We start from the raw sequence: 21,466 nt of genomic DNA, 5'->3' as shown, positions 1-21,466 counted from the left end.
CTCATATACTTTGTTTTAAAGTATTAGTCCGGAAATGCCTGCAGACAAGTTAGCAGAGAACTCCCGTAGAGCTCCCTTTCTGGAGATAAATCTACCTTCGATCTCTATACCCACAATGTGCACGTCATCAACCAACGCCCGTTCGAAAACAACGCATGTGCCAACAGGTCGAGGTGGTTCGTTTGGCTGAGCGGGATAAGCGAGCACCACAAGGTTACAGCCAGTGGCTCGCGAGAACGCCAGAGATTCGTAGATATCAGCCTCGCTAATACGAAGCTGACTCTTTTCTACGTGACCTTTATATTTGGCGTCCAATAGCATGGTAGGCCTAGAACCATCAGCCAAAAGCACGCAGTCAGGATAAACTGATAGTTTGCCCACTTTGCCTGTGCTGAAATTGGTCTTAGTGCCCAGTTGGAAGCCCTTTTGCGGCATGACAGCTGAACGACCAAAGCCCATTCGCGTTGCCAGCGTCAACAGGTCCTCCCAAACACGCCAAGTGCTGACGAGATAGCCAGGGGCATGTGCGCTGCCTTGCTTGTAGCTAATTCCAAGGCCTCCAAGCACGTCGACTGAGAGCTCGTGCAGCGGCTTCCAGGCCCGGTGCCTTGCTGGAATCGGCTTTCGGCGATTGCTTGGAGTGTTCTGTGGGGATAAATCTTCAATCAGTCGCACCAAAGCGCTGACAACTGATGGGTCGCTCACCTCGGGCAGTAGCTCTCTAGCGGCGGCCACAATGTCGGCGTTCCACCCGTTGCGCCGATCAAAGCGGGTTAGCTCCTGTTCGAAACCATCAGGCGAAGGAAAAATGAGGTCCAATGGATCTGGATCCCCATCAATAAAGAAGTCAGCCTCCTTGACCCTGCGGTAACTGCGGAGAGGTCTTCGCTTCCGCGAATCGTACATGCTCGTGATCGATCTGGCCACCAAAGTGGAAAGGTCACGAGGTGCGCCACTTGCAGCTGACAAGCGCTCCGTGGCCAAGAGCCGGCCATGCCGGGAAAGTGTGGAGAGAAAGAAAAAGTCCTCTCGCCAAGCAGAGTCGGCTTCATCAAGCCCCAAGAATTTCGGTGCCACTTCCAATTCGACAGAGGGGGCCAAGCGGATGAGACCTGCAAAGTCGATGGCTCGCGCACCCTTACCATCCACACTGATTGGGTTGTAATTTAACCCAAGGCTTGAAGCAGCGCGGGCACCTGCGTCAGTCAGCAGGCTGTTCGCTTTGGCGCGATCCACGCCGACAGATGCTGCGATCTCATGACTCAGATCGACTGGTGAGCCATACTCTACAAGCGACAACCGAATGCGAGTGTGCGCCAAACGCTACCCCCTCGCAAAGGCCCTGAGGGCCGCATAGAGGTTTTCCTCGTTGAAGTTTGTAGGGCCTTCAAGCCGGAACCGCAGGTCGTCGGCAAAAGTTGTCTCGCTGAATTTAAAGGGATTGAAGAGCGGGCCATCCAACGCGTTGAGGGTGGCAGCAATTCCTCGGGTATCGCCGAAGAATACCTCTTCGATGTGGGCCCGCACTTTGGCCCATCCAACACAAAGCATCCCCAAAGCTTCGTTCAATGACAGTGCCTGAGGCTTCACGTCCGACATGAGTACGCCATGGCCGATCTGGAACTCAGGGCCTCTGCCGAGGGCGATTTGCTCGTTGACAGCGACCCACGCTCTTACTGAAGCTTCCAAAGCATCAGCCGAGTTGACAGGTTCCTCGGGCAGCGCATGTGCGCCCCTCGCTCCAAGGCCGTAGTAGGCTCTCAAGGTTTTTTCATCGGGTTCCAGCCGCAACGGCTCCCAACGGCGCAAAAACGCTACATCGAGAGGCTCAACAGAGGCATCTGCCTGGTTCATCGCTGCCAAGATGTATAGGTCGTGGGGCAAAGCGTACTCAATCACATCGCCGCTGACTGGATCAAGGATCTCAAAAAACTGGGTCTCGGCCCGCCTAGAGCCATCAGCGGCCAATCTTTTGTCAGATTCGATGGCCACAATGGCGCCACCAAATACTTGCACAGCAGGCCCTCGATTGATCTCATCGATGACTAAGAGCGCAGCCCCATTGGCAACCTTTGCATGTTCGCTAGCTCGATATAAAGTACCTTTAACGATTACGAAATCTGGACTCCCTGCAGTCTTATTAACTGCCGGCGTGATGCCAGAAACAAAATCGCGGTATTTAGAGTTCTGGTGAAATACTGTTCGAAAAACCTTTCGGTTCATCTTGGTGGGAGCCGGAATTTCATGGGCAGTCCCACCTGCCGCAGGTGGGATGGGGATGCCTCCAACAGGGTTGTGTTGAGGCGCCCCCCCTGCAGGGGCTAAGCCAAAGGCTGTCTCAAAAGCCAGCGCAACTTCTGCCAAGAGCCTCGATTTACCAGTTCCCGGCGCACCTGAAACCAGTACGTTTCGCGAGCGCGCGAGAAGCTTTAATGCCTGCCGGCAATCATCACTTGCCATTGCAGTAACGACCCGCATTAGTGAAATCCCTATATCCGATTACGGCACGGTTACTGGGACGCACGGCGTCCAAGCAGTCCAAGATTTCTTTAGCCACCACGGGGTCCCAAACCCCCGGCGTGCGGAGCGTCTTTTCCTCAGCATAATAAGGCCATACTGATCCGTCAGTTAGCTGGATCAACAACAGCAGAACCCGGTTGCCAGCGCCCCCACTGGGGACACGGCTGGTATCGAAGCAGCCATACTCATGTACTCGCGTGATGCGCCCTTCCGAGGGGCGCACATCGGTTGGCGGTTCAAAAAATGAGTCTTTGCTGACAACCTGGTTGCTAACATTATGCCAGAAGAACTTCCCCTGGAACACGTCAATCTGAATTACAGATCCATTACGTTTCCGATTTTCTTTGATCGTGTTTGGAAACATCTGCTTGATGACTGGCAAAAGCAAATCGTACGAGCCAAATCTAAAATCGCGAGCGCCGCCACCTGTATCGGCATCATTTGATTGAGCGAGGATCTTCCTGAGGTCTCCAGGAACAATTTCTTTGTACAGAATACGGGCCACTTGGCCGGCGTTGCTAGCCATGACTTTGGCTTCCCCCTTCTTCAATCTCTTCTCCGCCCAAGGCGATTTCCGATGGGACGTAAGCCAGGGCCCCAAGCGCTTTTGCCTCTGCCGCACGACGAGCCCAGACTGTAGACCTCCCCCCTGTGCGCTTTGCCATGGCTACCAACGCGCTGTCTCGTGTGATCGTCGATCTGGCTTCGCCCTTTAGTGGAATTTGGCCTCGATCCAAAATTGGAAAGTCTTGCAGTACCAATTCCATGTCCTTCACATCTAACCCATAGGCTACGGCCACTTCAGCATCAATTTCCCCGCGAAGCTGGGCCATGCGTTCATACGTCTCGCGCGAAGCTCCAGCGTTGTCGATCGTTCGCAGTTCGCGGGCTGCGCTTGCCAGCTTTTTCCACGGCAAGCCTTCTATGGCTAGCCTAGGCAGCGGCACACTTTGCAGCAGGAAGTAATTCACGGTGGTTGTGAGCACGCGCCTTAACATCCAATCGAAGACAAAGCTGTTGGCTATTGCTGTCCAGACCAACAGCCTATCTTCGGTAAGGTCATCAGGGAAAAGGATCGTGGGGACTTTGTTGCCGCAGACCACGCCGGGAGGAATCAGGGCGGCCATCAGCGAACGTTCATTGGTTTGACCCGCAACGTCGCAAAAGCCCACCCGCACCAAATCCGTCCTATACTGGCTTGCCTTGGGCATATCCGAGCGGCGAATCCAAAACTGTGGTGAGATCTGTGAGCCGCCAATGGGGTAGGCGTCCCACACAGCCCTACGGCCTGTGCCCGACACATGCCCTTTCACCCCAAATCGATGAGCCTGGACCATGCGCCCCTCAATCAGTGGCATGGCTCCAGAACCTGCATGATTCAGAAATTTCGATCGCTCTTTAGTCATATCGACTTCGCGGCAGAACTTTGGTGCCCAGCCAAAGCCCGGTTCATCCCACGGAATGCCTGCCTCTACGATCTTGCAGAAGAGCTTCCATTCGGCAACACTGCGCACCTCAGGCAAACTTAGATCAGCCCTTACAGAAGCCAAGGCAGTGCGGCCGATCGTTGCTGCTCCTGTCGTTTCCAAGCCCTTCGCTGTGCCGCGTTCGTGCAAGAGTTGGATAGGCTCACGCTTGCATTTTACTGAGCCAGCTTTGACCAGAGCGACCGCGAGAAACTTGAATCGTGTATCGATCGCAAAGAACCGAGCGCGATTGTCGATGATCGACATGGACACGCTCTGGCTCGCATTGATGATCTTCTGGCGTATGGCCTGGGTGCCTTGGGAGCGAATTAGACCACCGGGCACGAGCGCAGCTACGATCCCCTTCGGTTTGCAGAGCTCAAAAAAGAGGTCGGTGAAGGCAATATAAAGATCGGGTTCGCCGTTACCTAAATCGGGATAGCGCTCGAGCAGAACACGTGAATAACTCGCAACTTCGTCGCGGTTTTGGGCGAAGCGCTGTTCGTCGAGTCCATGAATTTGGGCTCCGTAGTGACGCTGGGTGCCTGAAGATTTTAGGAACTCATGCCGAGACAGTTTAACCTTCTCCCAAGGGGGATTGCCGATCACGGCATCGAAGCCATCAGGAGACATGGACGCCCAGATTTTGCGATCCGCAATTAGGCTGTCGCCGCAATGCCAACGTGCTCTCATGGCTTTGAGGACGGCGACATCATCGGTAAAGGACGCTAGGCTCAGTAGGGCGGCCCGCAACGAGTTGGCCGACAAGTCAGCTGCGTTGACGCCGCGGGCTAGCCACTCAGCCGCTTTAGCCCGATCTAGGCCGCACACCGCGTGGGTCAGAGCAGCCAACAGAATACCCGCGCCGCAGGCCGGATCGATCACCCGGCTTTCATGAGTCAGTTTTGGCGCTGCCAGCTGCGCCAGCCTCGTGGCTAGTCGGAAGTCTGTGTGATAGGCGCCGGTGTTTTTCCGGTTATGTTCATGCAAGGATTCCCTAGCAAGTGCGCTCAATGCAAGAGCGTGATGGATTGGCGATCGTTGGATTGCACTGGCGACCGGTGCGGCAAGCGCCATCAGCTCCCCAGGTCGCCTCTTGCTGCGAATGCCGAACGCCTCATGATACGATGCTAGGTCAAAGCCGCCAAAGCGAGCCGAAGCAGCTTCTAATACCTGCAGTCGGAGCTCAAAGCTGGCCGTCCCATGCGCGCCGCCACAAACTTCGGTAAGAGCTGCTTCTGCCAGAGCGAGGCACTCAGCTTCAAACGGCCGGGGAGCGCTCATACATAGTTCTCCACAAGAACGGATTTCGCGCCGGTAAAGGTTCCGACCTGAAAACTACCCGAAGAAACCTGAGGCTTCTCAATAATAACCAAAAACTCGTTTACATCCGATGCAGACTTGCTTGCCGCTTTATTGGGACGGTAACGACCTACTGATCCAAGTGGATGTATAGTTAACTTTCCAATTTTTGAGAGCTCCTCTTTCATACCATCCATGGATATGTGGCCTTCGCTACTATACGACAAAAGAACTTTCGAAGCCCTCAAGCTCTGCACCAAATGTGATAGAGTCTTAAGTGCACGGCTTTTGTAGCAGAAGTCTGATGCTCGATCTTTCCACGGCCGCAGACCTGCTACGCCCTCGACCTCTGGCTCGTCTCCCAAAGCCACGGTTTCAAGAATGTGATAGTAACTGGCGTACTGGCGCTTTGTGTATGGTGGGTCGAGGTACACTAAGTCTTGGACCTCATTGCCTACGTCGAAAACATCGCCAACCGAGGCATCCACGAGAACATTGTTAGATTTCAATTCCCGGCAGCGCATGTCGATCTTTCCTCGAGACTGACTCGTCCACTTGGAGAGAAAACACCCGAAGGTCCCAGCGATATTTGCTACGCGATTGAGGGCGCCAAAGAGGTCAGCAATTAGCAGCCGCTCTTCGACTTCATTAATGTCACCGGCAGCTCGCCAGCATGCGATCAGGGTCCGCATGGCGTCGATACGTGCAGCATTCTCTTCAGTGAAGTAACGCCGCTCGAGACCACAAAAGCCAAACGATGCCGGACTGTATGCATGCCACATGAAGCCAAACACAGGCTTTGCGGCATTGAGTTTAGCAATGGCACCCGAATAGCCGCCGAGTTTCTTGAACGTAGCTTGTTCACGGCTGATAAGTCGTGCCCCGGCGGAAATAACTGCCGAGTGCAAGCTGTCGTTTATCCGTACATTCCAACCTTGAGCAGATGCGGCCTCGGCTACTACACCGGTGCCGCAGAAGGCGTCTACAAAGAAGCCCCCAGGTTTAGGCTCCCCTATGTAATCGATGATTTGGTCGACCAGCCTCGATTTCGAGCCAATATAGCGAAAGGTCATTCTGCAGCCGCTCCAGCCTCTGACCTGCGGCTCGAACGCGTCGGTTTTGGTGCGGGGGTCATTGTGGTTGTCGATCCAGGGGGTACGATCCCCTTGCTATCGCAGTAGTCACCCAGCAACACCTCTAGCATGTTCACCATGCTGCGCTGCTCATGATCCGCGGCTTCTTTCAAGGCCTGCTTGAATGTCGGGGAAACCCGGAGATTCAGGGTTTCGCTCTTGGTGTCAGTGAAACGCATGGCCTGCCCCGCAAATGTCTGTGCATTTGCGTTATTACACAAAAGGTAGACCGCCGGAACCCTTATTAGCTCCGTGATTAGCGATGGAGCGCGGCCAAGCCTACCCGTGACGCGCTCACGAACACCTGTCCTCAACCTGTGTTGTGCTGACTTAACGCGAGCCTAACGGTTGCGAATGCATCGCACAGTCTGTCAGACTTCATCAACTGAGCCGATTGCGTTTAGATACCCCTGCAAGCGCTCTTCGGTGCGCCGGCGAGGCCGCCGACCCGACTTCAGATCGGACACCAGCCTTGGGTCCCCAACTGCCAACCTGCCGAAGGTGCTTGGCGACGTCTGGGTTCGCGCCAGATATGCCTCGATCTGCTCCAGTAGCTCCATCGCCCTCGACTCGCTTTAGGCTTGCGTTCTTGTTATGTTCTTACTAGGAAGGCTTCCTAGAGTCTAGGATCGATTTTCCTAGGTGCTTGCGATAGGACTGGCAGTCATGGACGACGCACGGAGAGCCCTGGACGAACTGATCCAGCAACGAGGAGTGAATTACTCCTCGGTTTCGCGCCTGCTGGGGCGCAATGCCGCTTACATCCAGCAGTACATTCGGCGCGGCAGCCCGAGGCAGCTGGACGAGCAGGATCGCTCGGTACTTGCGCGATTCTTCGGGGTCGATGAGAAAATTCTCGGTGCCCCTGCCCGTCGTTCAGGCCCAGTCGTCGAACTGGTCCATGTGCCTTTGCTCAATGTCGAGGCATCAGCCGGCCACGGCGCTCTCGCTGAGATGGAAGCCAAATCCGCGCAATTCGGCTTCGACGAAAAGTGGCTGCGCCGGCTGACAGCGAGCAAGGCATCGAGCCTGTCGATCATCGCCGTGCATGGCGACTCCATGGAGCCTACCCTTCATGATGGCGACGAAGTCATGGTCGATCTCGGGGACGGCCAGGCGCGCCTGAGAGACGGGATCTATGTCCTGCGGATGGACGACATGCTGAGCGTAAAGCGGATTGCCCTCGAACCGCAGGGCAAGCGCGCGTCGGTTCTGAGCGACAACCCAGCCTATCCAAGCTGGCGCGGTCTCGAGAAGCGGACGCTCAATATCGTCGGGCGGGTTCTCTGGTTCGGACGAGCACTCTAAGGGAGCCATATGATACTTGCCTTGCTTGCAGCATCCATCGTCGCCTCCGGTCAGACCTTCACCTGCACACCGACCCACGTCTGGGATGGTGACGGTCCGGTCTGGTGCGCGGAAGGCCCTCACCTTCGGATCGCCGGCATCGCTGCGCGAGAAATGGACGGCACCTGCCGCACCAACCAGCCCTGCCCCGATGCCACGGCGATTGAGGCGCGCGATGCGCTGGTACGGCTGATGGGCGGGGCGCGCGGAACGATCTCGACCGGTCACGTGGTAGTCAGAGGTCCGCGTCTCACATGCCGCTCCGAGGGATCCGCAGGCGGAAACAGGACCGCTGCCTGGTGCCGTCTGCCGTCAGGTGCCGATCTGTCATGCGCCATGATCAAGACCGGCACTGTCCTGCGCTGGGATCGCTACTGGAAAGGCCCGGCTTGCCGGTGAACAGCACCACGCATCTGACCGGCATCGTCGAATGGGCGGCCAACGGACCGGTGCTGCGAACTGACGGTGGCGGGACTTGGGAACTCGACAACACCCGCCAGGTACGCAAATTCATCGGCTCTCGTGTCGAAGTGGTCGGGGAGCGTTCGGGGTTCAACGGGTTTGCCTGCGACCGGATATGGCCCGCCGGACAGCCTCGTCCGACTGCATTCAAACTCCGCCTCGAATTCATTCTTGCCGCAGCCTTCGTCGCCTATGGTCTCTACGCGACGATTGGCGCGGCCATCAGCGCGCTCGGCTGATGCTCAGCGACTGGGAGCTCTGGGCCTGCGCCAACCATGTCCTGCGAGCCCATGGGGACAAGGCACCCTTGCACGTCGCCGAACAGATTGGGGCTCTCGCACTTGCTGGCGACGAGGCAGGCATTCGGACATGGCAGGCTATCGCCGAGCGAATTGGCCAGCTGAGCTCCAACGCCCCGGACCGGCCACTCCAGTAACCCTCCTCGACAAGACTACCAGTTCATCCGATCGGCGACAGATCGCCCGGAAATAGGCACGATTGCGCGCCTGGGCAGCCATGGCTGTCGCCTTCGATGGTGAAACCGCGCATGCGCTCGACAAGATGACGAGCCAGATCAACCCTGGCGCTGCGCTGGGCGCGTGGATCATCGGCATTGAGACGGACGAGCGTGTGCTCCGGCGCAACGGCCAGCGCGACTTCGAGATGGGTGAGGAGGATATCGTCGGAGATTCGGGGCATGGGCTAATGAGAACAAATAAAGAACTTATCGTCAACCGGCCATGTGCGGACGCGTGGGGACAGCAGGACGCTAGATGCCGATTTCGAAGGGCTTGGTGATCGACCGATCAAGCTCTGGCGGTTTACGTGTCTGCTCAGGAGCCACACGATCTTTGGCCTGCCCTTTGGATGCCGCATCGCGGAGGAGATCGACTGTTTCCAGCGCCGAGCGCTTCATGCCGGCATTGCGCTCGACCGCCGCCTCGAGCTTGCCAGCATTGTCGACATAGAGGGTGAAGCCATCGCGCAGCCGCGTGATTGTCACCAGGAATGTCTGCTGGTTGGCGAGATTGCGCTCGCGGCTATCCATTACCGCAATACCGCGATCCGATGTGAGCCCCTGAGCCATATGGGCATTGAGAGCATAGGCGAGATCGAGACGGCGGAGCATCGGGTCGCCCTGCTCCAGCCTGTGTTCTGCGCCGAAGGATGTCTTCACCACGACAGCCTCTTTGTCGACTGCAACAATCTGGGCCTGGTCGGCATTGAGCAGGCCCCGATGGTGATCGGTCTGGGTCCACCGGATCTTGTCCCCGGTGTAAATGTCGAGGGCGCGGACTTCAAAAAGGCGCAGCGGATCCTGCTCACCTTGCGGCCTGATCTGACCCGGACGAAACTCGAACTGGCGACCACGCTCGTTCTCCAGCGTGACTCGCTCGCGTGCCACATCGGTTCCAACCACCCGGTATTTACCTGCTGCAAGGCCCTGGCTGCGCTGACGCCGCGCGACATCGACCACCATGCCGGGCGCATAGGTGCTCGCATAGCGCAGCTCCTCGCGGGTCACATTGACGCGCGAAAGGGTCCGGAGCTGCATGGTTTCAGGACCAAGCTCGCCGCTCGCTTTAAGGCCGGTCTGCACCGCATCGTTCACGGCGCTGCGCAGGTTTCGGCCTGAGGCATAGATTGCGGTTGCCTCGCGCTCGGCTGTCGACAGGGACAGCCAGGCTGCAGCAGCTTCGACAACAGTATCATTCCCCGCCTCGATCACCTGGGGTGCCAAATGGCGCATGGCGTCTTCGATGCGCCCTTCTTGCGCTGCCAGTTGAGCTTGACGCAGGCCTTCGCTGCGTGCGCGAAGATTGGTACCCATCACCGCAGTCTCGATGCCGGCCTGCTGCATCACATCGAACGGCTTTCCAGCATCGACGGCACCCAGCTGCTTGCGGTCCCCGATGCTCGCAAAGCGGCCGAGTTCGAGCAGGTTGGCGAGGCGCACCAGCTTCTCCTTGTCGGCATTGCCGACCATCGAGGCCTCGTCGAGCAGCACGACGGTGCCGCGCATGTCGGCCCGCGCCTCGGCGAGACGGTCCGCATCGGCCCTTTCCAGGAGGTCGCGGTGCCGAGCGAGGAACCGCGACACCGTCATCGATGGAATACCCGTATCGCGCTCGAGCATCTGGACCAGCGTGTTCTGCACCGCGAGCCCGAGCACACCCCTGCCCTCCTCGCGCAGGATATCGGCGACAGGTTTGAGGACCGTGCTCTTGCCCGCTCCCGCAACGCCCTGAATTGCGACAATGCGGTTGTTTGAGGCAAGCAGCAGACGCCCTGCCCCTTCCTGTCCCGCGTTCAAGGTCAGGCCGTATTTGATCTGGGACAGGGCTTGCAGACGGGTCCCCGCAAGCTCAGGAGAGACAATCGCCGGCGCGGCGCCGCGCCCGTCTTCAACCCCGGCAATGATGCGCTGTTCGAGGCTGATAGCGTCGCGTGTCGTCAGCAGTTCCCGGTCGGCCCCCTTGCCCTTCTCCAGATGCCCCTGGCGGAGCAGCTGGTCCACGCGGTGCTCGATGTCTGCAAGCGAAGTCGGGAGCGCAAAACCAAGCGCTGCACGGTAGATGTCGGCCCGCGTGAAGGCCGCCTCCCGCTCGCCAAGGTGCCGGACAGCCGAGGCGACCGCATGAATTGCAGCGACCTGCTCGACGCTGCGATTGGTCAGCCGGGCAGGTATCAACGGGTCATTTTCGCGCAGGCCGAGCCGCTCAGCAAGGGAGGTTGCAAGGGCCTGAACATTGCGGGCAATCGCGCGGATCGTGGGCCTAACACCGATCACATTGCCAAGATCCTGCGTACTGCGAGCATTGGCTCTGGCAGTCACTGTGGCGGGATCAAAGCCCAGCCTTGCGGACGTTTCCTGCCACTGCTGCGTCAGCGCATCGCGGTCTTCGATCCGCCCCTTGTCGGCCCGGGTCATCAGGGTTGCTGCATCGAGAACGCCTGGCCCTGAGAAGTTCATCTGGGCGGCCGCTTCCAGGATTTCCGCTCGCCGGGAACTGAACGCATCGCGGACCGCCTTGGGCACCCCGACGGCCTCGAAATTGCCGTGCTTGCCGAACTCACCGACCTCGTAGCCGAGCTTTTCGACGCTCAAACGAAACCGCGCCATCGTCATGGCATTGAGCAAGGTATTGTGCTGCCAGAGCTTGTCGTTGCGCAGCGCCCGCCATTTGCCGTCGGTCCCTCTCGTCACATTGGCAATGACGGCATGGAAGTGGGCGTTGGGCTCCTGGTTGCGATTGGTGTCGTGCTGGAACAGCGCGATCGCAAGGTTGCCGGTCTGGACGGCACGTTCTTTGCCCCGCACCTCCATGCGGGTCTCGGCAAGGTTCTTCTCGGCCCAGCGCAGGGTTTCCCGGACGGCCGCGGCGTAGGCGTCGAGGATCCGTTTGTCGCCGCCCACCAGAGCGAGGACCGACCAGCTTTTCGGCATCGAAAAGGTGAGATCGGTCCCCGCCCGGTGCGCCCGGTTGTCACTGCCGACGCGGCTTCCGTCAGGCAACATCCCCTTGAGGATTGCCTCGAACTGCCGCGCGTCTACGGCCCCTTTGAGCCCGAGCGCCGCAGCGCCCTTCCCTAGCCATTCACCCGAGCGATCGGCATCAGCCCGCGTGTAGTAATTGTCGGCAGCGAAGTAGTTGGCCGCGCCGCCGGCGGTGCGGACATTGGCTACCGACAGCATGGGGCGGTCCCCCATGCCGAGGATCCCAGCGACATGCTCACATCTCCATGTCGCCAAGATCGGGACCAGTGATCGGCGGAGGCTCATGCTCCCGCAATCCATCCTCAAGCATCAGCTTGCGCGCAGCAGCATCGCTGGAACCTTGGCTCTTCGGGGTATCCGGCTTGCTCTCTTGCAGCGCCTTAGTGTCGGGCGCGCCGGGCCGGGCAGCACCCTTGGCAGAAGCTGACTGATCCGGAGTCGCTGAGGCTTCGCCCGTCGGGAGAAGCGGGCGGGCGGAAGGTCCAGCCTTTCGCGGCGGGGCATCGGTTCTGGTGTTCGACCGCTCCTTCCTGGCCTTGCCTGCCTTCTCCTGGCCGGAGCGAGTTGCCGGTTCCCGCTTCTTCGACGTCTTGCCGGGTGTGCGTTCCACTGCCCGTTCAAGGTCCTTGGCTGGCGCGTCAGGCTCTTGTCTCGGCGCGACTTTCGGTCCCTGATCCAGGGCAAGCTCTCCTTGCTTTGGGACGACCGGCTTGCCCGCTCCGTCATCGTTGGACGAGGGATGCTCGCTACCTGTCGGCGCTATCGGCTGCTCTGCCTGCTCCGCCCCCGGATGGGGCACCGTGCCCCTTGCCTTCGGGCTTTCCTTGACCCTGGCGATGAAGGTCTCCGCCCGCTTGGGTCGGTCGACGGGCTTCAGCTTGACCGGCGCAGCAGGAAAGCCGTCGGGGAACTTGATGTACCCTGACAGGCGCGGCAGGTTCATCAGCTGGTCGGGCAGCAGGAGCGGCTCGATGTGCTTGCGCGGGGTGAGGCTGACCGCATCACGGGCATTGTTGTAGCCGTAAGTGTAGCCCTCCTCCATGTCCCTGACCTGGCGATGGCCGATGAAGTCGGAGCACCAGGTGGCTGTCTCGCGGTCGGCGGTTCCAAGGATCAGTTTGGTTCGGGCGAGCGATGCCAGCGTCATCGCCATGTTCTCGCCGTAGACCTCCTTGAGCTTGGCATAGGCGTGCAGGCCAAGAACAATCGCGCCGCCAAAATTGCGCGCCGTCTGCAAGCCTTTCTCGAGGGCCGGCAGGCGGTGCAATGCGCCGAGCTCATCGACGAAGAACCAGCACTTGAGATCGCGGGTGCGGGGCATCGTCATCAGCGTGTTCATGGCCGTGTCGAGCCAGAGCGTGAGCAGCTGCGCGCAGACGCTCATGTCGACATAGCGAGCCGAGATGAACAGGATCGAGCCTTCGCTTCGGGCGCTATCGGCCCCGTCCTCGATCCACTGGCGGACCGAGAAACGAGGTCCGGCAGTCGGCAGCAGCTTGAGCGCCTTGGCGTTCACGTTGAAAACGGCCCGGATCGATTCCGCCATGCGGGCGGCTTCCGGCGCGGTCAGCGGATCGGCGATAGTACCGCGCATCATGGCATGCACGCGCGACAGGTCCGCAGTCATGAGCTCACGGGCCAGGGCGTCGTTGGTCGCCCCGACCGCGGCATTGAGCCGCAGAGCCACTGGCCCCTTCAGCCCCACCAGAAACCTGGTGCAATCGAACCATTCAGGCATGATCGCAACCAGCCGCCCGCCCGGGGCAAGCCTGTTCCAGGCCGAGCGCAGATGCCTCCCCCCGGTGCGACCATCGTGGCCCCGCTCGATCCCATGAGAATATGGCGGGTTCATCAGCACGACGCTGGGTGCGATTGCCGGATCGAGCAATTCGTCGATGAGCTCGGCATCATGCCGGGTCACGCGGGCAGCCGGAAACAGAGCGCTCAGGCAGTCGCGGCGCAGCGGCGAGATTTCGTTCAAGGCAAGGCGTGTGCCGGCCTTGGAGGCCCAGACCGCGAGCATCCCTGTTCCGGCCGACGGTTCTAGCACGAGCTCGTCTGCGACGAGCGCGCAAGCCCGGGCAGCAAGCCAGGCAACGCGGGGCGGTGTTGCAAACTGCTGCCATTCGATCTGCTCTTCACTGCGATTGGTCTGGGTCGAAATTCGGGCCTCGAGGGAACAGAAGAACCGGTCTGCTTCCTCGATCCGGGCCGAGAGTCGGATCGGATCCGATGCTTGCAGGTATTGAACTTGCGCAAGTTCGATCGCGGCGTGAGCATCGCGAACTGACCATCGCCCGAGAGCATCACTCCCTCCAAAGTGCGCAGTCATGATACGGCTGATGTCGCTGCGTGACAGCGCGCGGCCTGCTGCGAGCTCTGAAGCCATGGTCTGGGCCGCCATCGCAACAACGGGCGGTGATGGTTTATCGAAGGCAAAGGCAAGAGACGAATTGGACATGGGAACCTCCTGACGAGGTCCTGCGGCTGGCAGGCCTCAATCAGCCAAAGGCCCCCTCCCCTCTGCCCAACGAATCAGATTTACGGGCAAGCCGGGACTTCAACTCATCGTTCCAGTCAAAACCGGGCGACGCTGGTGCTCGTGAGTGGATGACACGATTAGGCGCAGCATATGCCCTCAGCGCTCGCTCCTCTGCGAGAGCGCCCCCGGCGTCATTGTCGATGAACAGATAGAGCTCACGCACGCTTTCCGGGATCGCAACAAGGCCGAAGCGCTCGTTTCCGAGTGTTGCCCAGCATGGGACCCCGAAGAGCTGCATTGCTGACAGGGCGCTCTCGATACCTTCGGCAAGGCCCAGGCGCCCCTGCTTTGCAGGCGCAAGCCTGACGGCACCGCAGCCGAGGCTGCCTAGTGCACGCTTGGGCCGCTCAAAGCCTGCCAATTTGCCGCTTCCGATGTCGAGAAAAGTCCTGTGTACTGCGATGATGCCAATGTCGGTTGTGACTGCGGCCAGCATCGCGGGGAGAAATTGGGCGGTGCCGCGCGGCCCGAGCGGCGTGCGCGCCAGGTAACGGAGTTGATCGGCTGCGGGGAGAAGACCGCGCTGCGCAAGGTATCGTGCGACAGGGCTGTCGGAGATCGCCGTAGCCGATTGCCACAAGCGCCGTGCATTGGGGCTGAAATCGCCATGACTTCGCCGCTCGATGCTCCTGGCGTCTGCGCCGTTGAAAAGGTCGCGGCTGCGAACGCCCTGGCGATCCAGTGCCGCAATGACATCCTCATTCGGACATCCCGCGAAGCAATGAAACAGGATGGCTTTGCGCCCCAGGGTCACACTCAGCGATGGAGTACGATCGTCGTGAGCGGGGCAGCAGCACATGCCTTTGCCCCTACGCCATGTACCGTGAAGGCTTTCGACGATGGTGCGGGCGCGGCGTTCGAGTTGATGAGCATTGTTTAACGGGGGCATCGTCCTACTCCGGTTGCGGTGCCCGCCCCGTGCAGCCTCCGCTCTGCACCAGCGCCAAACCATTTTCCTACGCCATATGTTCTTTATATGTTCTAACTCGATTCGGCTATACAAGGATCGAGAAATGAGAATGAAAGCTATCTTGATCGCAGGCATCGCGATCACCTCTGCTATCCCCGCCAGAGCCCAGGACTTGCCCACGCCAGCCATGATCGAAGCCCCCGCCAGCCACTCCGACGGCATCCGGATTGCTGCAGAATCAAACGGCTTCCAGCTGGTTGAGCATGGGCTCTGGCGATCCGCCCAAAGCGGCCCGGCACCTGCTATGACTATGCCACAAACTGGCCGCGTCAACTTGCCCTACAGATACGAGCCAAAGGCCCAACCTGGCCCATCCGGCTTCAGGCGAGCAAGCTACCTGCCCCACATCTATGCGGCGGAAGCTAAGTATTCACTGCCTGCCGGCCTGCTCGATGCACTCGTTTGGACGGAATCACGCTACAACCCTTTGGCCGTCAGTCCGGCGGGCGCTGCGGGGCTTGGGCAGCTGATGCCCGCAACGGCAAAAGAACTCGGGGTCTTCAATCGCTTCGATCCTATGGCTAACATCTTCGGCGCTGCACGGTATCTGCGGCAGATGCTCGACAAGTTCGGCGTGGTTCACCTCGCGGTGGCTGCCTACAATGCCGGTCCAGGGGCGGTAGAACGCGCAGGCGGCATTCCCCGCAATGGCGAGACGCCCGGATATGTCCGCGACGTCCTTCGCCATTGGCGCTTCTAGAGATCGGCTCGAAATGGCCGGAGCCGGGTCCATCGTCCTGCGGTTTGTGGCTGGGCGGTTTTGTAGTGGGTGAGATCCCCTTTGAGATTAGCCGTCTTTGGCCTCGGCTGGGTACTTGGCTGCGATCTGCATTACCTCCTTACCCCACAACGCCAACGCCTCGCGTTTCTCGTTGGTATACTGGTGACGGTGATAGACCCCAGCGACGCCAGCCATAGCTGATCCTGACTGGTGATTGAGGACCGCCTCAGAAACCACCAAGGGTATACCAAGACGCTGGAGACCGGTTGCCACCGTCCGTCGAATATCATGCATTGTGAAGTGACCGGCCTCATAGCCGAGCTTCTCGTCCACGCTTGCTCTAATCCGCTTCCAGGCCTTCGATAGTCCGCTGACGCTGTTCGTATTGGTGACCTTCGATGCCAACAGGATCTGGGATTGCTTGTGGGCCTCGTCGGGGTCGATGCCAGCCGCCATGAATATCTCGGTGATGACTGCCAGGGCCTGCGCGGATAGCGGCACCACATTCGCCTTGCCGTTTTTCGCTCGGTCACCCGGAACTGTCCAGACTTTCGCCTTGAAATCGAACTCGTCGCACGCGGCATCGAGCACCTCGCCCCGGCGCTGAGCCGTAAGGACAAGCATCTGCACAAGATGACCGAATGGATAGCCATCCTCGACAGCAGACTGCCATAGTGCCGCTAGCTCGCGGTCGCTCAGTACACGATCTCGAGGTTCATTCCGCTTCGGGCGCCACGCATCCCGGCAGGGGTTGGCTGGCATATGCTCAAGTCTGGTGAGCGCCCACGTGTAGAAGGTCGAAAGATGGCGATACACGATGCGCGCCATCGTCAGGGTTTCCTTGCCCCGCTCGAACGCAATCTTCTCAACGAAGCGGCTCACATCACTTCGGGTAATGGAGTCCGCGAGCCGGTCTCCAATCTCCGGTTCAATGTACTTTCGGAAGACCCGATCGAACTCCCTCGCGCTCCGTTTTTTGCCCTCGATCTGCTGAGCAAGGTACGTCTCGTAGAGCTCCGCGACTGTCCCGACGCCTTTTGATCCCTTTCTTTTTGCGCCCGCTTTTCTGGCGATGCTCTTGCCCTGCTCGACATCGACAAGCAGATCGCGCGCCTTCTTGCGGGCGTGGGCCAGGGTGAAACTCGGACCATGGCGTCCGATCGTCACATTCAACCACTTGCCCTGAACCCTCTTGCGCAGAATGTACGTCTTGATACCGCTGGCACCCATGCGGAGCCTAAGTCCGGGGACGATACCATCGGCGAGCTCAATCTGACCCGCAGCCGGCGCCTTCAGCCCTGCGATTTTAGCGTCCGTCAAACCTACTTTGTTCGCCATATGTACCTGCTACCTTAGGTAGCTTTTTGTAGTGGATACTGGCGAACATTTCAAGAACAATGCGGACTCTGAATCCCAGAATTCCGCCATTTTTGGACACATGCGGACGTGCTAGGACCCTCTGATCATGGCTCTTAATCAGCGGGTCCTAGGTTCGAGCCCTAGTGCGTCCACCACCCTGAAAACATTAGTTATTTTGCAATTTTGCAGGTGGCGTTCCGAGACTGCATATCGGCGCCAGCAATCACATAGAAATCACCACGGGATCCTTGATCGCACTAAAAGGCGTTCACGACAGCCGCTATTGCTCGCAAAAGTGGAACGTTGTGCTCGCCAAACGAGCTGCGATTGGGGTCTAGGCCGTCTGCCAACTCCATCTCGATCCTGTCTTCAAGGACAGCGCAAGAGGGGTTGCTTGCATTGGGGACCTTTTCTCGAACGGCGGTCACACGGCGCTGCGGGATATCGAGCCGAACAAGGTATCGCGCGCAATCAGGTCGATTGTTTTCATATGTGACTGCATCGGCCGAGAAACGAGCATCGAACCAGTCTATTTCCGGCGTCGAGACGTACTGATCCACGAAAGTCACCGACGCCTCTATGCACTTCCCCATCTCGGGAAGGCACTCAATTGTCACCGTCCCAGGCAATAAGCGCTCACCGCCATCCGAACGACGCCATGTTCCTTCCGCTCTGATATAGCCATCCAGATGAAAGAGGTCTGCATCACGAATTGCCTCAGCGCCGTTGGAAGAAGCCAAGACTGCAAACTCCCTCGCGAGTTCGAATGCGATGATGGCAACGAAGAACGCGTACTTCCACCAGTTTACTCCAGCACGAAGTTTCTCGCCCTCACGAGGTCGCTCCAGCATGTTCAGTCCCCTGCCGCCTCCGCAAAGGCTACATTGCAGCGCGGGGCCTCGCAACGCGATCCATTCTCAAGAATCATGATGGGCAGCCTGGCACGTTAGGCACAAAAGACACGAAAGCCCCCTCCGCCAGCCCCAATCAGCACCTCCGGGCAAGAGTCCGCTGCTTGTCGATTTGACTTGAACGCTTGCATTGGCATTCTGGGCAAATTGAACGGGGGGCAGGAATGACCGATTCTGAATTGGTCGAAGCAGAGGCCGCACTCTGGGGGCGTTTGGTTTCTTCACTTCGAAAATCGAGCTATTGGCAAGTCGCAATAAAAATTGGCTTGATCTTGGGCGGTGCATTTATCGGTGCTCTAGGCGGCGCGATGGAAGGCAAATTATTTGCCTCGTCAGGTGACGGCCTAGTCACCCTTAAAGGTTTGCTCGTCGTGGGTGGGGGCGCATCCGCCTTTTCAGGTGGCGTGCTGCTCCTCTTGGCCGATTGGGAGACACCGGACTTGTTACAAGACGCCCGAGCATACCTAACGGAGGTCAAGAGATATCTTGTTGAACGGGATGGCTTGCTTCGATTGGACGACAAAAGGCGTGCGCTTCTTGAGATGCAGTCCGATATCTATGAAGCGTGTGAAAGCTTGCCTAGGGAAACGCCGATAGACGACGTATTGAGAGCTATCTTAGCTGTTGGAAGCATAAATTTACACGCCGCAATCGGCTTCGATGTAGGAGAGCGCTGGGCGTTCTCAGTCTTCCGCTTAGCCACGGTTGATAGCGAAGAACAAATGCAGCGCGTTGCCGTCCATTGGGCGGAGCGAGGAGCGGAGCAACTCGAAGGGCGCAACTGGAAGATCAAAGAGGGTTTCACTGGTTGGGCGTGGGCCGACGCGGAGGAAGTAGTTGTTGCGAATGCATATGACGCGGAGTGGAACGGCAGGTTTTTGGCACCTAGCGGGAAGATCCTCGAAACTGACGTTCAAAAATACGTGTCAGCCGCCGCAATCCCCATCATAGTCGGCCTCGAAGATCGCGTTTGGGGGGTCGTGACAGCCACGTCGAATATTGCGGGTCGCTTTAAACGGAACCCTCAGGATGTCCGTTCTCAGAACGTGGATACCGTCCGGGTCCTAGCGCGCCTGATCGCCACGCAGGTCGCTTTGCGATCCTAGGACGATTTGCATTTTAGGCCCTTAGTAGGCATATTGAATGCTAATGGAGGCTGATATGACACTTGAGCGCGAAAATCAGCTAGTTTGCGAGTTGCAACGGATCGACAGTCGCAAACGAGAGTTGATCCGCCAGATCGTCGAGGCAACTTTGGCTGGGAAACCTGACAATCAGGCAGCGATGGAATTGGATCGCCTTTCCCGGCTCAAGGGGAACTTGACGCGCCCAAGCTTGTCAGTCGCTGCCTAATCCGCACTCACTCCACCGGCTCGAAATCTGCCCATTCGTCAGCCGCAGGCGATCCACCGAACAGTTGCGCCCGCGCATCGGCCCGCGCTTCCCGCACAATCCGTTGCGCCGCGTCTATCCGGTCATCGTCCGGCATGGCCCGCCATTCGGGCGAGCGCACCAGCCGCGCCAGTTCATCATGCGCGGCCTGCCCGGACTGTGCCAGGTATGCGTCATATTCTTCAGGCGACAGTTCCACCCCGCCAACCTTCCGCTGCGGATAGCCGGGGGCATAATCCAACTGCATCAGTTCGAGGTTGACCGGATCGCGGGCCGCTTCCGATTGCCAGATGGGCGAGACAATATCCGGCCCCAACCCGCCCTGATCGACAATCGGCGCGCCCCAGATATTACGGCGCGGCAGCAGGTTATCGGACAGGCCGGGAATGCGGTTCTGCACGGCATCGCGCACGCCGTCCGTTTCCCGCTGCGTGGGGTCCATGACGCGGGCCACCTGATTGACACCCGTGGGCACCGTGAAGGAGCCTGCCAGACGTTCCAGCAACCTTTCGGCATTGCGTTGCGGGTCCGACAGGGCTTCCAGCAGATCGGAGATCCCCGACAGCCACGTTTTGCTGGCGAGGTTGCCCATAATCGAAGCGGTCAGGATAACCGCCTCATTCTCCCGCTGGGTTTCGCTCATACCTTCCGGCATCAGGGCCATATCGGCACCCATGCCCAGCGTGGTCGAGAACGGGTCTAGGCGGCGATACGAATAGTATGTGTCACCAATGCGGATTGAGTAGGGCTTCCAGCCATCAGCGTAGAGCAGGCGGGCTTTCGCCTGATCGGTCGGCGGCGAGCCGGTGATGAAGCCCTGCAAAGCAGCCTCATAGGCCAGCATCCCCATGCCCGTCCCGATAGTGGCCCGCGCAATCGCCAAGTCCCGGCTTGCCCCACCGGCGGCAAAATCCTTCCGCCATTCACGCAGGATTGGCGCGGCAGGCGACCGCTCGACAGCAAACTTGAGCAGGTTAATCGGCGTTCGGACAAATGGCAGGAAAACCTTGGCGACCAGATTGCGGTTGGCAAAGTTCGAGATGTCCTGACCGGATGGCCCTAGCTTGCGCTGAAAAGTCAGATACCGCCCGTAGTCCAGCGCGCGGGCCAGCATGTCATCGGTGGGATTGGCCGACAGTTCCGCAATGCGCGCCCGCAGGGCATCGCCCGTCAACCCCTCGCCACGGGCCACCCGCACAGCTTGCGCGTTCAGTTCCATGCGACGGGCAACGCCCTTGAAAAATTCATCCTCAGCCGTGAGCAGGCGAGTGGGCACGCGGATAACTTCGCCCTTCAGGCCGGAAATGGCCCGGAATTGCTGGCCCTCCACCTTGCTAACGAAGTCCGCAGGCTCACCCGTGCGAAGGCCCTGGGCGAACATGCGCGCGCCCTCTCTGGCCCCCTGCAACAGCCCGAAGGCCCGCGCGCCCACTTCGCTACCCAGCACGCGATCGAGCGCTTGGCGAGTGAAGGCTTGCCGCGCCCGACCAATCAGGGCCGCGCCCGCAAACTCGGGGAGCTGGGCCATTGCCGTGAGGGTGTTCGACACGATGTTGACCGCGTGCGTCTGTGGCCCGCTCAGCAGCATGTTGATGTAGAGTTCTGCAATCTTGTCGCGCCAGCGGGGACGGTTGGCCTGTTCGGTCAGGGCATTGAACACACCCGGCCCCACTTCCGCCGCGTCCAGGATTGCGTCCGCAGCTTCGACAAGTCGTTCCTTCCCGCCACCGCCGGTCACAATGGCGGTCAAAACGTCATCGCGCACTGATCGGCCCCCACCGAGTGGTCCGTGTTGATTGTTAGTGCAAGATTGCCTCCGCCGCCATGGCTGGCCGCAGGTGG

19 protein-coding genes are annotated in these 21,466 nt (G+C 59.2%); 7 read left to right on the top strand and 12 right to left on the bottom strand.

All coding sequences use genetic code 11. The annotated features are described in order from the left end of the window. Positions 1 to 15: 15 nt before the first annotated feature. From GRI99_RS10605 to GRI99_RS10585, 5 genes are read right to left on the bottom strand one after another with little or no spacing between them, the layout of a single operon-like run. Positions 16 to 1,299, bottom strand: coding sequence for a 5-methylcytosine restriction system specificity protein McrC (locus GRI99_RS10605; RefSeq protein ID WP_237438293.1), 1,284 nt, complete (start codon positions 1,297 to 1,299; stop codon positions 16 to 18). A gap of 24 nt (positions 1,300 to 1,323) precedes the next feature. After that, complete coding sequence (locus tag GRI99_RS10600) at positions 1,324 to 2,478, bottom strand: AAA family ATPase (RefSeq protein WP_237438292.1); 1,155 nt, start codon at positions 2,476 to 2,478, stop codon at positions 1,324 to 1,326. Next, a complete protein-coding gene (locus GRI99_RS10595) occupies positions 2,450 to 3,046 on the bottom strand; it encodes a hypothetical protein (protein ID WP_160772036.1) in 597 nt (198 codons plus the stop codon). The genes GRI99_RS10600 and GRI99_RS10595 overlap by 29 nt, the downstream gene beginning before the upstream one ends. Continuing rightward, the gene (locus tag GRI99_RS10590; RefSeq protein WP_160772035.1) at positions 3,039 to 5,270 is read right to left on the bottom strand and encodes an Eco57I restriction-modification methylase domain-containing protein; all 2,232 of its coding nucleotides are present in this window, start codon (positions 5,268 to 5,270) and stop codon (positions 3,039 to 3,041) included. Before GRI99_RS10590 ends, GRI99_RS10595 begins: the two co-directional genes overlap by 8 nt. Then, positions 5,267 to 6,361, bottom strand: a complete 1,095-nt coding sequence (locus GRI99_RS10585; protein WP_160772034.1) for a DNA adenine methylase — start codon at positions 6,359 to 6,361, stop codon at positions 5,267 to 5,269. Before GRI99_RS10585 ends, GRI99_RS10590 begins: the two co-directional genes overlap by 4 nt. Before the next feature lie 726 nt (positions 6,362 to 7,087). Between GRI99_RS10585 and GRI99_RS10580 the strand changes: the two genes are divergently transcribed. Genes GRI99_RS10580 through GRI99_RS18710 form a run of 4 tightly spaced genes read left to right on the top strand, consistent with a single transcriptional unit; the run spans position 7,088 to position 8,666 of the window. Further along, positions 7,088 to 7,729 carry a S24 family peptidase gene (locus tag GRI99_RS10580; RefSeq protein ID WP_096614344.1) on the top strand — a complete coding sequence of 214 codons (642 nt, stop codon included), beginning with the start codon at positions 7,088 to 7,090 and terminating at the stop codon, positions 7,727 to 7,729. A gap of 12 nt (positions 7,730 to 7,741) precedes the next feature. Then, the gene (locus tag GRI99_RS10575) at positions 7,742 to 8,167 is read left to right on the top strand and encodes a thermonuclease family protein (RefSeq protein ID WP_337192917.1); all 426 of its coding nucleotides are present in this window, start codon (positions 7,742 to 7,744) and stop codon (positions 8,165 to 8,167) included. After that, positions 8,164 to 8,469 carry a DUF5818 domain-containing protein gene (locus GRI99_RS10570; RefSeq protein ID WP_160772032.1) on the top strand — a complete coding sequence of 102 codons (306 nt, stop codon included), beginning with the start codon at positions 8,164 to 8,166 and terminating at the stop codon, positions 8,467 to 8,469. Before GRI99_RS10575 ends, GRI99_RS10570 begins: the two co-directional genes overlap by 4 nt. Further along, on the top strand, positions 8,469 to 8,666 hold the full coding sequence (locus GRI99_RS18710) for a DUF6961 family protein (RefSeq protein ID WP_147161124.1): 198 nt from the start codon (positions 8,469 to 8,471) through the stop codon (positions 8,664 to 8,666). Before GRI99_RS10570 ends, GRI99_RS18710 begins: the two co-directional genes overlap by 1 nt. Before the next feature lie 23 nt (positions 8,667 to 8,689). On the opposite strand, the gene GRI99_RS10560 is transcribed toward GRI99_RS18710, so the two are convergent. From GRI99_RS10560 to GRI99_RS10545, 4 genes are all read right to left on the bottom strand, one after another. Next, positions 8,690 to 8,929, bottom strand: coding sequence for a hypothetical protein (locus GRI99_RS10560; protein ID WP_160772031.1), 240 nt, complete (start codon positions 8,927 to 8,929; stop codon positions 8,690 to 8,692). 70 nt (positions 8,930 to 8,999) lie between these two features. After that, positions 9,000 to 11,927 carry a MobF family relaxase gene (mobF, locus tag GRI99_RS10555; protein WP_160772030.1) on the bottom strand — a complete coding sequence of 976 codons (2,928 nt, stop codon included), beginning with the start codon at positions 11,925 to 11,927 and terminating at the stop codon, positions 9,000 to 9,002. Positions 11,928 to 11,964: 37 nt separating this feature from the next. After that, positions 11,965 to 14,190, bottom strand: coding sequence for a type IV secretion system DNA-binding domain-containing protein (locus GRI99_RS18705; RefSeq protein ID WP_160772029.1), 2,226 nt, complete (start codon positions 14,188 to 14,190; stop codon positions 11,965 to 11,967). Positions 14,191 to 14,230: 40 nt separating this feature from the next. Beyond that, on the bottom strand, positions 14,231 to 15,160 hold the full coding sequence (locus GRI99_RS10545; protein ID WP_160772028.1) for a DUF7146 domain-containing protein: 930 nt from the start codon (positions 15,158 to 15,160) through the stop codon (positions 14,231 to 14,233). A gap of 124 nt (positions 15,161 to 15,284) precedes the next feature. On the opposite strand from GRI99_RS10545, the gene GRI99_RS10540 reads away from it, so the two are divergent. Then, positions 15,285 to 15,941 (top strand): lytic transglycosylase domain-containing protein, encoded by a 657-nt coding sequence (locus GRI99_RS10540; protein WP_160772027.1) that lies wholly within the window; start codon positions 15,285 to 15,287, stop codon positions 15,939 to 15,941. Between the two features lie 87 nt (positions 15,942 to 16,028). Here GRI99_RS10540 and GRI99_RS10535 read toward each other — a convergent pair whose 3' ends face one another. Then, a complete protein-coding gene (locus GRI99_RS10535) occupies positions 16,029 to 17,300 on the bottom strand; it encodes a tyrosine-type recombinase/integrase (protein WP_067112283.1) in 1,272 nt (423 codons plus the stop codon). A gap of 278 nt (positions 17,301 to 17,578) precedes the next feature. Next, positions 17,579 to 18,172 (bottom strand): hypothetical protein, encoded by a 594-nt coding sequence (locus tag GRI99_RS10530; protein WP_160772026.1) that lies wholly within the window; start codon positions 18,170 to 18,172, stop codon positions 17,579 to 17,581. 224 nt (positions 18,173 to 18,396) lie between these two features. Between GRI99_RS10530 and GRI99_RS10525 the strand changes: the two genes are divergently transcribed. Both GRI99_RS10525 and GRI99_RS10520 read left to right on the top strand, forming a co-directional pair. Further along, positions 18,397 to 19,338, top strand: a complete 942-nt coding sequence (locus GRI99_RS10525; protein WP_160772025.1) for a GAF domain-containing protein — start codon at positions 18,397 to 18,399, stop codon at positions 19,336 to 19,338. Between the two features lie 43 nt (positions 19,339 to 19,381). Beyond that, positions 19,382 to 19,585: a hypothetical protein gene (locus tag GRI99_RS10520; RefSeq protein ID WP_160772024.1), complete on the top strand. Its 204-nt coding sequence runs from the start codon at positions 19,382 to 19,384 to the stop codon at positions 19,583 to 19,585. 7 nt (positions 19,586 to 19,592) lie between these two features. Here GRI99_RS10520 and GRI99_RS10515 read toward each other — a convergent pair whose 3' ends face one another. After that, complete coding sequence (locus GRI99_RS10515) at positions 19,593 to 21,389, bottom strand: type 2 periplasmic-binding domain-containing protein (protein ID WP_160772023.1); 1,797 nt, start codon at positions 21,387 to 21,389, stop codon at positions 19,593 to 19,595. Positions 21,390 to 21,466 lie beyond the last annotated feature (77 nt).

Source organism: Alteraurantiacibacter buctensis, from assembly GCF_009827655.1.
Lineage (GTDB): Bacteria > Pseudomonadota > Alphaproteobacteria > Sphingomonadales > Sphingomonadaceae > Alteraurantiacibacter > Alteraurantiacibacter buctensis.
The sequence above is the reverse complement of the archived record's forward strand: the minus strand, read 5'-3'. Positions and strand labels throughout refer to the sequence as shown.